The following is a 13,612-nucleotide window of genomic DNA, read 5'->3' on the forward strand; positions in this document are numbered from 1 at the left end:
GTACGCCGGGCGGCGCGGCCCGGTGCGCCGCCGGGCGACGACGTCAGCAGCCCGGTGGCCACGGCGGCGACGAGCCCGCTGAGCGCTGCCACAGCGACCATGCCCGGTGGAAAATGCACGCCTCCAAGAGTGCCGGATGCGCGCACGCCGTGGGGGGCTGAGTGTGCATCTGTTGGGACACAGGGCCTACCCGGGTGGGCTGGCGGGTCGGCGGTGTCATGCTGGTACGCATGCCTGAGCTGCGGTCGAGGACTTCCACACACGGTCGGACGATGGCCGGCGCCCGGGCCCTCTGGCGGGCCACCGGGATGACCGACGACGATTTCGGCAAGCCGATCGTCGCCATCGCCAACAGTTTCACCCAGTTCGTGCCTGGTCACGTACACCTCAAGGACATGGGTGGCCTGGTCGCCGACGCGGTCGCGGAGGCCGGCGGGGTGGGCCGGGAGTTCAACACCATCGCTGTCGACGACGGCATCGCGATGGGCCACGGCGGCATGCTCTACTCGCTGCCCAGCCGCGAACTGATCGCCGACGCGGTCGAGTACATGGTCAACGCGCACTGCGCGGATGCCCTGGTCTGCATCTCCAACTGCGACAAGATCACCCCCGGGATGCTGCTGGCCGCGTTGCGGCTCAACATCCCGACCGTCTTCGTCTCCGGCGGCCCGATGGAGGCCGGCAAGACGATGGCGATCGAGGGCGTCGTGCACAGCAAGATCGACCTGATCGACGCGATGATCGCGTCCTCGAACGAGGCGGTCACCGACGAGCAGCTCGGTGAGATCGAACGCTCCGCCTGCCCGACCTGCGGCTCGTGCTCCGGCATGTTCACCGCCAACTCGATGAACTGCCTCACCGAGGCGATCGGGCTGGCGCTGCCCGGCAACGGTTCGACGCTGGCCACCCACGCCGCGCGCCGGTCGCTCTTCGTCGAGGCCGGCCGCACCGTCGTGGAGATCGCCAAGCGGTGGTACGACGGCGACGACGACTCGGTGCTGCCGCGTACTGTCGCCTCCAAGGCCGCCTTCGAGAACGCCGTCGCCCTGGACGTGGCGATGGGCGGCTCCACCAACACGGTGCTGCACCTGCTCGCCGCCGCCCGCGAGGCGGAGCTGGACTTCGGCGTCGCCGACATCGACGCGATCTCCCGACGGGTGCCGTGCCTGGCCAAGGTCGCCCCGAACTCGCCGAACTACCACATGGAGGACGTGCACCGGGCCGGCGGCATCCCGGCGATCCTCGGTGAGTTGGACCGGGCCGGGCAGCTCAACCGGGACGTGCACGCCGTGCACTCCCCCTCGCTGGCGCAGTGGCTCACCGACTGGGACGTGCGCGGCGGCTCCGCCACGCCCACCGCGGTCGAGCTGTTCCACGCCGCCCCCGGCGGGGTCCGCACCACCGAGCCGTTCTCCACCACCAACCGGTGGTCCTCGTTGGACACCGACGCGGCCGGCGGCTGCATCCGGGACCGCGAGCACGCCTACTCCGCCGACGGCGGGCTGGCCATCCTGCACGGCAACCTGGCCCCGGAGGGCTGCGTGGTGAAGACCGCGGGCGTTCCGGACGAGTGTCTGACCTTCCGCGGTCCCGCGAAGGTCTACGAGTCGCAGGACGACGCGGTGACCGCGATCCTCGCCAAGGAGATCGTCGCGGGCGACGTCGTGGTGATCCGGTACGAGGGACCGAAGGGCGGGCCGGGCATGCAGGAGATGCTCTACCCCACCTCGTTCCTCAAGGGACGAGGGCTGGGCCGCTCCTGCGCGCTGCTCACCGACGGCCGCTTCTCCGGCGGCACCTCCGGGCTCTCCATCGGGCACGCCTCCCCCGAGGCCGCCTCCGGTGGGCTGATCGCGCTGGTCCGCGAGGGTGACGAGATCGTCATCGACATCCCCAACCGGTCGATCGAGCTGAACGTGCCCGCCGAGGAGTTGGCGGCGCGACGGGTGGCGGAGGAGAAGCGCGACCGGCCGTACACCCCGACCGACCGGCAGCGCCCGGTGTCGGCGGCGCTGCGCGCGTACGCCTCGATGGCCACCTCGGCCAGCGACGGCGCCTATCGCCGGGTGCCCGAGTAACGGTCCGATCCCTGTGAGGTAACAACAGGATCATTGATATTGGGGTATCCGAGCCAGCGGGATACCCCAATATCGCTGATATCGGCGCCACCGAAGCCCGCGCGCGGCGGGCGGTCGACGAAACACGGTCCGCGGATGTCGGTCGGTTCGGCTAGCGTGTCGTCGATCTATCCGGGGGTGAGCCCCGGATTTTCTACGGGGAAGAGGCGTGTACGTGTCATTTGGCAGGAAGTCCGTGGCGGTGGCGGTCTCGGCGCTCACCGCGCTCGCTGTCGCCGCGTGCGGCACGACGTCCGGCGGTTCTGGCGGGTCCGACGAGCCCAAGCAGCCCAGCGTGCTGGAGCTGCTGGCCAGTGACCTGAAGGGGTCGCTGCAGAAGACCGCCGAGGCCACCGACAAGAGCGACTCGGTGACCGTCGCGATGTCGGGCACGGCGGGCGGCGAGAAGGTCGAGATGCGCGGCGTCCTGGACCTCGGCGACCCGGTCAAGGCCGAGATGACGACGACGGACCCGAAGGGCGACGCGACTGCCGTCCGGATGGTCGGCGCGGTCATCTACGTCGAGATTCCCGCGGCGGACCGCGCGGAGATGGACGGCAAGCGCTGGATGAAGATGGACCTCAGCGCCGCCGGCAAGCAGGCCGGGATGAACTTCGGCAAGCAGTTCGAGGACATCGACCCGACCAAGCAGGTCAAGACGCTGCTCGCCACCGAGGGCACCAAGGTGGTCGGGCAGGAGACGGTGAACGGGGCGGCGACCGTCCACTACACCGTCACCACTCCGATCGCGACCTACCTTGCGCAGCTCGACGCGAAGCTGCGGGCGGGCGTCGAGCAGCAGATGACCAAGATGGGCGTCAAGGAGATCACCACCGACCTGTGGGTCGACGAGCAGTACCGGCCCCGCCGGGCGGCCCTGAAGATGGGCCCGCTGGGCGATCTGGTGATGGACTACACCGACTACGGCAAGCCGGTGACCATCGAGACGCCGCCGACGGCGGAGACCCTCGACTTCGCCGAGATGCTCAAGGGTCTGCAGGGACTGAGCGCCGGCAACTGATCAGTACTTGATGGCTACCCGGCCGGGCGCGGCGACGCACCCGGCCGGGCAGTGCCGTGTCCGCCCCTGCCCGGGCGGGGTTCGCCGGGTCAGGACGGTGCCCACGGTCCGCTGACGAACTGCCCGTTGCCGACGAACGGGCTGACGTTGGGCACGCACCCGCCCAGGTCGATGGTCTGGGTCATCATGACCGGGCCGGGCTTGCCGCGACCGCCGCACTTCATGTGGGCGAAGCCGAGGAAGTGGCCGAACTCGTGATTGATCACGCCGGCGTGGTACTCGTCGATGCTGACCGGGTATCCCGGTGACCCCTGGAGCCAGCGCCGCAGGTTGATCATGATGGTCTTGCCGTACTTGCAGGAGTAGACGCCCTCGGTGTCGACCCCGCTCGCGCCGCAGAGTCGGTCCACTGTCCTCGGTGTGGCGAGCCGCACGTCGACGTCGACAGTCGAGGTGCCGACCCGCTGGAACGACCACGACGCCCGGGTCAGGTTCACCGCCGAGTTGGTGACCGGATGCTGTGCCGACGCGGCCCACCCGTTCGGTGCCGCCAACACCTGCTCGATGCTGGCGGCGAACCGGTCCGGCTTCCAGGCGGGGATGTCACCCCAGGCGATGCCCTTCTCCACCGAGACGCTGTAGCGCACCCGTTTCCTGCCCTCGCCGATCACGCGACCGTTGCCGCTGGCGGTGGTGAAGGTGCCGGCGGCCCTGGTGGGGATCTGCGCGTCGGTCGGGATCCTCGGCGTCGGGCTGGAGGTCGGTGTGTCGCGGAGGCTCGGCGCCGAGCGCCGCACACCCGGGTCGGGGGGTGGGGCTTCGGCCTGCCCGGAAGCCGGGGTGGACAGGCCACAGCCGGCGGTCGCCAGCGCCACCGCCAACGAGATCGGCACGAGCAGCCGTCCGTTGATCCGCACGTCGAAACCTCCAGGAGCGATCACGCGTCAGTGAGGAGCACCCGAAGGCTAGGTGACTACCGGTAAGGAAAACGTCAAGACGATCGGATGCCGGACGCCGGCAAATACCGACATTCACAGCACTTCGCATCGAGCAGGTCACCTTGGGTAGCAATCGCAGCCGGTTTGAGCGAGGTCAGGCGGCCGCCACCACATGGTCGATCACCAGGTGGGCGGCACCGGTGATGCCGACGTCCTGGCCGGCGCTGACCCGCTCGATGAGCAGGGTCTGGGTGGCCAGCGGCAGGCACCGCTCGTAGAGGGTGCCCCGCATGCTGGCCAGCAGCGGCTCACAGTCGGCGAGTCGACCGCCGATGGCGACCACCTGCGGGTTGAAGAAGTTGACCACGACGGCCAGGATCTCGCCGATGGCTCGGCCGGCCTGCCGGGCGAGCGCCGTGGCGTGCCGGTCGCCGTCGTCGATCAGGCGGAGCACGCCGGTCAGGTCGGAGACCGGTACGCCCTGCTCACGGAGCGCTGTGACCAGGGCCGCGCCGCTGGCCACCGCCTCCAGACAGCCGGCGTTGCCGCAGGTGCACGGCGGTGCGGGATCGGCCACCACCCGGCAGTGGCTGATGTCGCCGGCCGACCCCTGTGCGCCCCGGTGCAACCGTCCACTGGAGATCACCCCGGAGCCGATCCCGGTGCCGGCCTTGATGTAGACGGCGTGGTCCAGCTCGGGATGCGCCGTGCGGTGCGCGCCGAGCGCCATCAGGTTGGCGTCGTTGTCCACGATGACCGGTACATCGATTTGGCCGGCACAGAAGGCGGCGACGTCGAAGCCGTTCCAGCCGGGCATCCGCGACGGGCTGACGATCCGGCCGGTGGCGTGCTGCACCGGACCGGGGATGCCGATGCCGATGCCGCGCAGCGCACCCACCGCGGCATCACCGCGCGCCGCCTGGTCCGACAGGGGTACGGCGGCCAGCGCCGCCACCTCGGCCAGCAGCGCGTCGAGCACCGCCTCCGGGCCGTCCTCGATGCGGACGGGCAGGGTACGGCCCTGGACCACCCGCCCGGAGAGGTCAAGCGTGCCGACCCGCGCGTGGTGCGCGCCGAGGTCGATGGCACCGACCACGGCACCGCCGGTGGGCACGGCGAGTTGCCGCGGTCGCCGTCCGCCCCGGGAACGGCCGGCGCCGGTCTCCTCCAGCAGCCCTTGACTGATCAGCGCCTCGACCCGCTGAGAGACCGTCGACGGGGAGAGCCCGGAGAGGCGGGACAGGTCGGCACGACTGACGGCCGCTCCGCTGGCCACCCAGCGCAGCATCTCGCGGGGGCCGCCCCGGAGGGTCTCGCGTGGCGCGTCGTCAATCGTCACGTCAGGTTCTTAGCATCCCCGGTTTGTTCAAGCAACCAGTTGACTTAGTTTGCTGGCTACCTTTAGATGACGCTGTTGGTTCGATATGAAGCTTACTTAGTTTTGTGATCGAAGAAAGTGAGGCCGCCTGGTGGCACCGGTGACGACGGGTGCGGACCGACCGATGGTGTCGGTACGCGGCCTGCACAAGTGGTTCGGTCCGCTGCACGTGCTCAAGGACATCGACCTCACGGTGGCCGCCGGCGAGGTGGTCGTCGTGGTGGGGCCGTCCGGCTCCGGCAAGTCGACCCTGTGCCGCTGCCTCAACCGGCTGGAGACGGCCGGGCAGGGCAGCATCGAGATCGACGGCGAGCCGCTGCCGGCCGAGGGCCGAGCGCTGGCCCGGCTGCGCGCCGACGTCGGCATGGTCTTCCAGTCCTTCAACCTCTTCGGTCACAAGACGGTGCTGGACAACATCACCCTCGGTCCCACCCGGGTCCGCAGGATCGCCCGGCCCGAGGCGCGGCAGCAGGCGATGACCCTGCTGGAGCGCGTCGGCATCGCGGACAAGGCGGACCACCACCCGGCCCAACTCTCCGGCGGGCAGCAACAACGGGCCGCGATCGCCCGCGCCCTGGCGATGCAGCCGAAGGTGCTGCTCTTCGACGAACCGACCTCGGCCCTCGACCCGGAAATGGTCAACGAGGTGCTCGACGTGATGGTCTCCCTCGCCGCCGAGGGGATGACCATGATCGTGGTCATCCACGAGATGGGGTTCGCCCGCCGCGCCGCCGACCGGGTGGTCTTCATGGACGACGGCCGGATCGTCGAATCCGGCGCCCCGGACGACTTCTTCGCAGCTCCGCGCAGCGAGCGGGCCCGCGACTTCCTATCCAAGATCCTCCAGCACTAGCCCCCAACGGGAGGGTGTCATGTCAATCCTCAAGATGCGCTTCACCGGACGGCGCTCGCTCGCCCTCACCGCGACCGCGGTGGCGGTGTCCCTCGCCGCGGCCGGCTGCGGCGGTGACAGCGGCGGCAGCACTCCCGCGCTGCCCGGCAACCCCGGCCTGGGCGGCGACGGCGTGGTCGCCCAGTCGGTGTACGACGCGGCCCCGGTCGCGAGCGACGCGGACATCCCGGCCGGTTCCACGATGGAGGCGATCCGCAAGCGCGGTTACCTGAACATCGGCGGATCCCTGGACGCGCCCCTGCTCGGCCAGCAGAACCCGGTCAGCGGCACCATCGAGGGCTTCGACGCCGACATGGCGAAGCTGCTGGCGAAGTACATCATCGGCAAGCCCGAGGTGAAGACGACGACCATCGGCACCCAGACCCGGGAGGCCATGCTCCAGGCCAAGTCGGTGGACGCGGTCTTCCAGACCTACACGATCACCCCGCAGCGGGCCACCCAGGTCGCCTTCGCCGGGCCGTACCTCACCTCCGGCCTGGCGGTCGGGGTCCGCAAGGACGACACCTCGATCAAGAGCGTCAAGGACCTCGCCGGAAAGACAGTCATCGTCGGGGCGAACACCCCCGCCGTCACCGCGCTGCCCTCCGCCGCCCCCGGCTCGAAGCAGATCGCCTTCGGCACCGACCCGCAGGCGTTGCAGGCGCTGCTGCAGAAGCGCGGGGACGCCTACGTGCAGGACTTCACGCTGCTCGCCTCCGGCGCCAAGGCCAACCCGGGGATGAAGGTGGTCGGCGAGCCGTTCACCACCGAGGCGTACGGCATCGGCCTCAACCGGGAGGACGCTCAGTTCAAGGAGTTCGTCAACAACTGGCTGAAGAAGATCCAGGCCGACGGCACCTGGGCGAAGGTCTGGGAGGGCACCCTCGGCTCGGTGGTGGAGGGTGGGGCGCCCACCCCGCCGGCTCTCGGCTCCGCCGACGGCTCCTGAGGAACCTCCCGTACCGATGGACGCCCTCACCGCCCACCTGAGCGAGCTCGGCCACGGCCTGGTCACGACTGTCGAACTGACAGTCGTGACCACCGTCGGCGCGATGCTGCTGGGCATCGTCGTGGCCACCCTGCGGATCGCCCCCGTCCCGCTGCTGCGGGCGATCGGCACGGTGTACGTCGAGGTGTTCCAGAACCTGCCTCTGCTGGCCCTGCTGGTGCTCTTCGTGTTCGCCCTGCCGACCATCGGCATCACCTTCCCGCTGTTCACCTCCGCCGCGATCGTCATCGCCGTCTACGAGGGGGCGTACCTGGCCGAGGCGATCCGGGCCGGGATCAACACCGTCGGCGTCGGTCAGGCCGAGGCGGCCCGCGCCATCGGGCTCACCTTCGGTCAGTCCCTGCGGCACGTGATCCTGCCGCAGGGACTGCGGGCGGTGATCCAGCCGATCGGCAACATCTGCATCGCGCTGCTGATGAACACCTCGCTGGCCGCCGCCGTCGGGGTGGTCGAGCTGACCCAGGCGGCGAACAACGTGAACCTGGTCGAGGCCCAGCCGATCGCCGTCTTCACCGGCGCGGGCCTCGCCTACATGCTGCTGGCGTTGATCATCGGTCAGGTCACCGGCCTGCTGGAACGAAGGCTGGCGATCGTCCGATGAACAAGACGCAACAGATCCTCTTCGACGAGCCCGGCCCCCGCGCCCGACGACGCATCCGGATCGCCACGGTGCTGGGCGCCGTGCTGCTGGCCGGCGGTGTGGTGGCGGCCGGCTACCAGTTCGCCAGCCACGGCGAGCTGGCCGCCGCCCGGTGGGAGCCGTTCACCACCTGGCCGATCTGGCGGTACCTGCTCAACGGCCTGTGGGCCACCGTGCGCGCCGCCGCCGCGACCGCCGTGCTCAGCGCCGCGCTCGGGTTGCTGCTGGCCCTCGGCCGGCTCTCCACCCATCGACCGCTGCGCTGGCTGGCCGGCGCGTACGTGGAGATCTTCCGGACCGTGCCCACCCTGTTGCTGATCTACGTGACGCTGTTCGCGCTGCCGCAGTACGGGCTGAACTTCCCGCTGTTCTGGAAGTTGGTGGTGCCGCTGGTGGTCTCCAACTCGGCGGCGTTCGCGGAGATCTTCCGATCCGGCATCCTGGCCCTGGACCGGGGCCAGACCGAGGCCGGCCTCGCGGTCGGGTTGCGCCGCGGCCAGGTGATGGCGCTGGTGGTGCTCCCGCAGGCGCTGCTCCAACTCGCCCCGTCCCTGGTCAGCCAGCTGGTCGGGCTGCTCAAGGACACCTCGCTCGGCTTCGTGGTCAGCTACACCGAGCTGCTCTACAGCGGGCAGGTGCTCTCCTCCTACACCCACCTGCTGATCCAGACGTTCCTGGTGGTGGCGCTGCTCTACCTGGTGGTCAACGCCTCGCTGTCGAAGTTCGCCCGGGTGCTCCAGGCCCGCAACGGCCGCTTCGGCGCACGGCGCGGACGGCGGACCGCCGACCTGCCCCCGCCGCTTCTCGAAGGGAACACCCCGCGGTGACCAACTTCCGCTACGCCGAACTGGCCCGGGTCGTCCGCAACGGCTTCGTCGAGAGCAGGCACTTCGGCAGCGTCGTGGTGCTCGACCCGGACGGCACTGTCGCCCTCGCCGCCGGCGTACCCGACGAACCGGTGCTCCCCCGCTCCACCCTCAAGCCGGTGCAGGCACTGGCCTGCCGGATCGCAACGGGCGACGAGCTGAACGGCCCGGCGCTGGCCCTCGCCGCAGGCAGCCACACCGGCGACGACCGGCACGTCGAGGTGGTTCGGGCGATGCTGGCCGGGGCCGGCCTGACCGAGGACGCGCTCGGCTGCCCGGTGGACTGGCCGGAGGACGAACCGACCCGGGACCGGCTGATCCGCGCCGGCGGGCAGCGCGACCGGATCCGGATGAACTGTTCCGGCAAGCACGCCGCGATGCTCGTCGCCTGCGTCGCCCGGTCCTGGAGCACACCCGACTACCTCGACCCCGACCACCCGCTCCAGCGGGAGACCGCCGCCACCGTCGCCCGACTGGCCGGCACGCCGATCGCCCACCACGCGGTCGACGGCTGCGGCGCGCCGCTGTTCGGTCTGCCGCTGACCGGGCTGGCCCGCACCTTCCACGCGCTGGTCACCGCGCCCGCCGGCAGCGACGAGGCACTGGTCGCGCAGGCCATGCGTCAGTACCCGGAGTACGTGGGCGGCTGGCACGGGCACCCGAACACCGACCTGATGCGGGCGCTGCCCGGCGTCCTGGCCAAGGGCGGGGCCGAGGGTGTGCTGGCGGTGGCCGCACCGGACGGTCACGCCGTGGCGGTGAAGGCGGTCGACGGCTCGCCGCGAGCCACCACCGCCATCGCCCTCGCCGCCCTGGGCGCGGTGGGCGTACCAGTGGCTGGAGCCGACGCGCTGCGCCAGGTGCCGGTGCTCGGCGGCGGCGAACCCGTCGGGGCCGTCACGGCCGTCATCGCGGCGGCACCGTCCCGTACCGAAGCGGCACCCTCCCGTACCGAAAAGGAAGATTCATGAGCACATTCGAGATCTGCATCGACAGCGTCGAGGGGGCGGTGGCCGCCGAGGAGGCCGGCGCCGACCGGGTGGAGTTGTGCTCCGCGCTCTTCGACGGCGGGTTGACGCCCAGCCTGGGCACCATCGAGACGACAGTGCGCGCGGTCAGCCGGATCCGGGTGCACGTGATCGTCCGTCCCCGGGCCGGCGACTTCATCTACTCGCCGTTCGAGATCGAGGCGATGGAGCGGGACGTCCGGGCCGCCGTGGCGGCCGGCGCACACGGCATCGTGATCGGCGCGCTCACCGCCGAGGGTGACGTCGACGTGCCGACCACCCGCCGGCTGATCGCCGCCGCCGGCGACGCGAGCATCACCTTCCACCGGGCGTTCGACATGACCCGCGACCCGCACGCGGCGCTGGAGCAGCTGATCGAGTTGGGCGTCCACCGGGTGCTCACCTCCGGCCAGGAGGTGAGCGTGCTGGAGGGCGCTCCGCTCATCGCCGACCTGGTGCGCCGGGCCGCCGGCCGGATCGTCGTCATGCCGGGCGGTGGCATCACCCCGCGCAACATCGCCCGGATCGTCGAGGCGACCGGCGCCGACGAGTACCACTTCGCCGCGCTGGTCAGCTCGGACAGCCCGGCCGTGCACCGCAACCCGGCGCCGCTGATGGGTGGCAGCCTGAACCGGCCCGAGTACGAGCGTTCGGGCACCTCGGGCGCCCTGGTCGGCCAGGTGCTCGCCGCCGCCCGCGGCTGACCCCTCCGCCGCGTCCAAGCGCTCGATGCTCGCGCCCTCGGCCGCGAGGATCGCACTCGCCCGCGATGATCGCGTCCTCGGGCGCCATGATCGTGCTCGAACATGGATGTAGTGGCCTCCCGCGACAGGGAGGCCACTACATCATGGATCGAGCGGAAACCCGACGACGATCACAGGGCGACGACGGCGTCCTCCGCGAGGGTGAACAGCCCGGCATCAAGGGTTATCATCTTCAGTTTGGTGCCCTTCGGAACGTCGAAGTAGACGTTCGCGGTCACCGAGTTGCCTGGATTGATCTCATCGAGGAAGCCCTGGCCGTCATCGTTGCCGTAGATGCCGGCCTCCCCATCGACCTCGTATTTCCGGCCACTGCCATCCTGCGCGGAAATGCTGCCGTCGGCGTGGAAGGAGTGCGCCTTCTTGGTGACGTTCTTGACGGTCACACTGACCCTGCAGAACGCACCCTGCGCCTTGGTGTTGAGGAACTCGCTGCCCACCCGCGCGATCCCGCACTTCACACTCCTGACGGTGAACTCGAAGTCGCCGCCGCGCACCTTGTCGCCGATGCCCGGAGCCTTCGGCGCTGCGGGTTTGGGGGCCGTGGTCGTTGTCACCGGTGAGGGTGCCGTCAGATTCTCTGCCGGCGCTGCCGGGCTCGCGGAGACGGAGCTGCCCACATCAGGGGACGCGCTGTCGCTGACGGCCGCGGCATCGGTCTTCTTGTCGTCGGCGGTAAGGCTCACGACCAGACCACCGCCACAGCAGAGCAACACGAAGGCGGCAACTCCGATGAGGGTCGGCAGCAGCCACGAGGCACGCTTCCTGGCAACGGGCGATGGTGGGAACTGACCGGGCGTCGGCGGAGGGAGTTGGCCCGCAGCAGGCGGCGGGTACTGCCCGGCAGGTGGCTGCGGGAACGGCGAGCTAGGGGGAACTGGCGGCTGACCGGTGGCCGGCTGGTTGCGGATGGGCTCGTTGGGGGCCGTCATCGAATGGTGTCTCCCGGGTCCTGATCGGCGTTGCCACGCATGAGGAAGGCCTTTGCACGTTGCCATGGAAGCCAGTGCGAATGAGTCGTCCGCCCAGGCGGAAACGCACGACAAGCCACCCCGGCAGTTGCCCGGTACGGTGAGCGGTCCGTCACACGTTCAGACAATCTTCGTTCAGCCACCAAGCATTGCGTCACTCACAATGCCCCCGAATGTCGTTGACGCTGCCGAATAATGCGTTGGTCGACCGATCGGGCCAGCAAACCTGCCCGCAGTCAGCTATCCGACAGATTCGTCTGCTCGGACCGAATCGACGACACGGACATCTCCATCCGGCAACCAGAACCACCCGGGCAGATCGCCTGACACCCGACCGGGCAACTCTTTCCGTTCGTACGCCCCGCTGGTCACACCTCTTTCCAGTCGTGCCGGCGAGTAACTTCTCGTACCACCGCCTTCACGAGGAGTCACTCGCATGTCTGAGGAGACCTGGCTCGCGGCCCGTCTGATCCCCACATCCGGCATCAATGGAGCAGAGGAACAAGAGCGACGCGCAACCTCCGCCCTGTTGGCGGTGATGAGCGCGGTCCGGGAGTTTGGGCGTGTCCTGACCCAGTCCCTCGGCGCCCCGGCCGGAACGGTGCAGACCTTCATCGAGGTTCCATTCAAGCTCGGGAATCAGCAGTTTTTCCCGGACGGTCTCATCCGTGTTCGACGAGGGCAGCGGCAGTGGACCGCCCTGATCGAGGTCAAGACCGGCAGCAACGCGCTGAAGTCCGATCAGTTGGAGGCGTACCTGGACATCGCCCGGGAGTAAGGCTTCGACGCCCTCATCACGGTCTCCAACGAGATCGCCCCTGTCCCGGGTCAGCATCCGACCACGATCGATCGCCGGAAGCTACGCAAGGTCGCCCTGTATCACCTGCCATGGACGGAGATCCTGACCCAGGCCGTGGTCCAGAAGGAGTATCGAGGCGTCGCTGACCCGGACCAAGCATGGATTCTGGGAGAGCTGATCAGGTATCTCGAGCATCCGCGCTCAGGCGCACTGGAGTTCAGCGACATGGGGCCGTCTTGGGTCGAGGTACGGGAAGGCGTATCAGCCGGAACGCTGCGAGCCGGCGACAGCGGAGCGGCCGAGGTGGCGGGCCGCTTCGACGCACTGATCCGCTACGCCTGCCTGCGACTCGGCAGACAATGGGCACCGACGTCACCCCGGCGCTGAGCCGTCGCGATCTCACCGATCCGGCCGCACGCACCCAGGCCTTGGCTAATCAGCTCGCCACCACCGGGACCCTGACCGGCAGCATCAGGATTCCCGGGGCGGTCGGCCCACTTCAGGTCATGGCCGACCTACGGGCCGGTCAGGTGGTCTGCCACGTCGATGTCGAGGCTCCTCGCTCCGGTAGGCCGGCCACGCGGGTGAACTGGCTGGTTCGCCAACTACGAGACGCGCCGGACACGGTTCGGATCGAGGCGTTCGCCATGCATGCCCGCGGCGGGGGTGCGACGGACCTCCTACGCCAGGTCCGTGTCGAGCCGGCGACGCTGATCACCGATCCTGTGCGCGAACTGCGGGCATTCCGGGTCGCCCAGAGCACGACAGCGGGAACCAAGCGCGGCAGCGGGCGAGGTGCCTTCATCGATTCGGTGCTGCACGCGATCGACGACTTCTACGAGCAGATCATCCAAAATCTCAAGCCGTGGATGCTCGCGCCGCCCCGCCTGCGTTCGCCGGAAGACGTCGCGCCTGTGCAGCCGGTGGCGGCCAGCCTCGTCTCTACTGCCATCTCATCCCAGGACAACCCGGAACCCGGCACCTCAACGCCGAAAGACATCAACTCTGGGGTTGGCAGCCAGTCGGAGGTGTGAGCCCGGGCGCACCACCTGCGGCGCGATCGGGTGGCAGCCGCGTCGATGTGTTCGAAAGCGGTATACCTCAGAGGCATAAATATGGGTCTTCTGCTGGGTTTGTGGGTTGTTTGGTGGTCATCGTTTGGGGAGTTGGGGCCGGTGGCTGCCGAGGCTGAGCATGGCCAGGGCGATGAGGG

The 13,612-nt window shown here is 69.5% G+C and carries 13 protein-coding genes; 10 read left to right on the forward strand and 3 right to left on the reverse strand.

Annotated features, from left to right (window positions below; all coding sequences use genetic code 11):
• The first annotated feature begins 230 nt into the window (after positions 1–230).
• Together ilvD and JM949_RS25875 are read left to right on the forward strand one after the other, a co-directional pair.
• Positions 231–2,078: a dihydroxy-acid dehydratase gene (gene ilvD, locus JM949_RS25870; RefSeq protein WP_203150873.1), complete on the forward strand. Its 1,848-nt coding sequence runs from the start codon at positions 231–233 to the stop codon at positions 2,076–2,078.
• A 214-nt stretch (positions 2,079–2,292) separates the two neighbouring features.
• Positions 2,293–3,138 (forward strand): LolA-like protein, encoded by an 846-nt coding sequence (locus JM949_RS25875; protein WP_203150874.1) that lies wholly within the window; start codon positions 2,293–2,295, stop codon positions 3,136–3,138.
• An 89-nt stretch (positions 3,139–3,227) separates the two neighbouring features.
• Here the strand turns inward: JM949_RS25875 and JM949_RS25880 are convergent, their stop codons facing one another.
• Together JM949_RS25880 and JM949_RS25885 are read right to left on the reverse strand one after the other, a co-directional pair.
• A complete protein-coding gene (locus JM949_RS25880) occupies positions 3,228–4,055 on the reverse strand; it encodes a DUF3152 domain-containing protein (RefSeq protein WP_203150875.1) in 828 nt (275 codons plus the stop codon).
• A gap of 175 nt (positions 4,056–4,230) precedes the next feature.
• On the reverse strand, positions 4,231–5,415 hold the full coding sequence (locus tag JM949_RS25885) for an ROK family transcriptional regulator (protein WP_203150876.1): 1,185 nt from the start codon (positions 5,413–5,415) through the stop codon (positions 4,231–4,233).
• Positions 5,416–5,545: 130 nt separating this feature from the next.
• Here JM949_RS25885 and JM949_RS25890 point away from each other — a divergent pair, with 130 nt between their 5' ends.
• Genes JM949_RS25890 through JM949_RS25915 form a run of 6 tightly spaced genes read left to right on the forward strand, consistent with a single transcriptional unit; the run spans position 5,546 to position 10,572 of the window.
• Positions 5,546–6,307, forward strand: a complete 762-nt coding sequence (locus JM949_RS25890; protein WP_407664821.1) for an amino acid ABC transporter ATP-binding protein — start codon at positions 5,546–5,548, stop codon at positions 6,305–6,307.
• 19 nt (positions 6,308–6,326) lie between these two features.
• Complete coding sequence (locus JM949_RS25895) at positions 6,327–7,295, forward strand: glutamate ABC transporter substrate-binding protein (RefSeq protein WP_203150877.1); 969 nt, start codon at positions 6,327–6,329, stop codon at positions 7,293–7,295.
• 16 nt (positions 7,296–7,311) lie between these two features.
• Positions 7,312–7,956, forward strand: coding sequence for an amino acid ABC transporter permease (locus JM949_RS25900; RefSeq protein WP_203150878.1), 645 nt, complete (start codon positions 7,312–7,314; stop codon positions 7,954–7,956).
• Complete coding sequence (locus JM949_RS25905) at positions 7,953–8,822, forward strand: amino acid ABC transporter permease (protein ID WP_203150879.1); 870 nt, start codon at positions 7,953–7,955, stop codon at positions 8,820–8,822. The genes JM949_RS25900 and JM949_RS25905 overlap by 4 nt, the downstream gene beginning before the upstream one ends.
• A complete protein-coding gene (locus JM949_RS25910) occupies positions 8,819–9,832 on the forward strand; it encodes an asparaginase (protein WP_203150880.1) in 1,014 nt (337 codons plus the stop codon). Before JM949_RS25905 ends, JM949_RS25910 begins: the two co-directional genes overlap by 4 nt.
• Complete coding sequence (locus JM949_RS25915) at positions 9,829–10,572, forward strand: copper homeostasis protein CutC (protein WP_203150881.1); 744 nt, start codon at positions 9,829–9,831, stop codon at positions 10,570–10,572. Before JM949_RS25910 ends, JM949_RS25915 begins: the two co-directional genes overlap by 4 nt.
• A 170-nt stretch (positions 10,573–10,742) precedes the next feature.
• On the opposite strand, the gene JM949_RS25920 is transcribed toward JM949_RS25915, so the two are convergent.
• Positions 10,743–11,315, reverse strand: a complete 573-nt coding sequence (locus JM949_RS25920) for a DUF4352 domain-containing protein (protein ID WP_309232324.1) — start codon at positions 11,313–11,315, stop codon at positions 10,743–10,745.
• A 721-nt stretch (positions 11,316–12,036) separates the two neighbouring features.
• Here JM949_RS25920 and JM949_RS37755 point away from each other — a divergent pair.
• Both JM949_RS37755 and JM949_RS37760 read left to right on the forward strand, forming a co-directional pair.
• The gene (locus JM949_RS37755; RefSeq protein ID WP_238433889.1) at positions 12,037–12,378 is read left to right on the forward strand and encodes a hypothetical protein; all 342 of its coding nucleotides are present in this window, start codon (positions 12,037–12,039) and stop codon (positions 12,376–12,378) included.
• A 380-nt stretch (positions 12,379–12,758) separates the two neighbouring features.
• Positions 12,759–13,433 (forward strand): hypothetical protein, encoded by a 675-nt coding sequence (locus JM949_RS37760; protein WP_238433890.1) that lies wholly within the window; start codon positions 12,759–12,761, stop codon positions 13,431–13,433.
• The last annotated feature ends 179 nt before the right edge of the window (positions 13,434–13,612 follow it).

The organism is Micromonospora tarensis (assembly GCF_016803395.1).
In the GTDB taxonomy this organism is placed as follows: Bacteria; Actinomycetota; Actinomycetes; order Mycobacteriales; family Micromonosporaceae; genus Micromonospora; species Micromonospora tarensis.

What these genes read in the sequence shown, in the direction of transcription:
- ilvD (WP_203150873.1), top strand. Translation starts at nt 231, where the DNA reads ATGCCTGAGCTGCGGTCGAGGACTTCCACACACGGTCGGACGATGGCC.
- JM949_RS25895 (WP_203150877.1), top strand. Translation starts at nt 6,327, where the DNA reads ATGTCAATCCTCAAGATGCGCTTCACCGGACGGCGCTCGCTCGCCCTC.
- JM949_RS25900 (WP_203150878.1), top strand. Translation starts at nt 7,312, where the DNA reads ATGGACGCCCTCACCGCCCACCTGAGCGAGCTCGGCCACGGCCTGGTC.
- JM949_RS25905 (WP_203150879.1), top strand. Translation starts at nt 7,953, where the DNA reads ATGAACAAGACGCAACAGATCCTCTTCGACGAGCCCGGCCCCCGCGCC.
- JM949_RS25915 (WP_203150881.1), top strand. Translation starts at nt 9,829, where the DNA reads ATGAGCACATTCGAGATCTGCATCGACAGCGTCGAGGGGGCGGTGGCC.
- JM949_RS37755 (WP_238433889.1), top strand. Translation starts at nt 12,037, where the DNA reads ATGTCTGAGGAGACCTGGCTCGCGGCCCGTCTGATCCCCACATCCGGC.
- JM949_RS37760 (WP_238433890.1), top strand. Translation starts at nt 12,759, where the DNA reads ATGGGCACCGACGTCACCCCGGCGCTGAGCCGTCGCGATCTCACCGAT.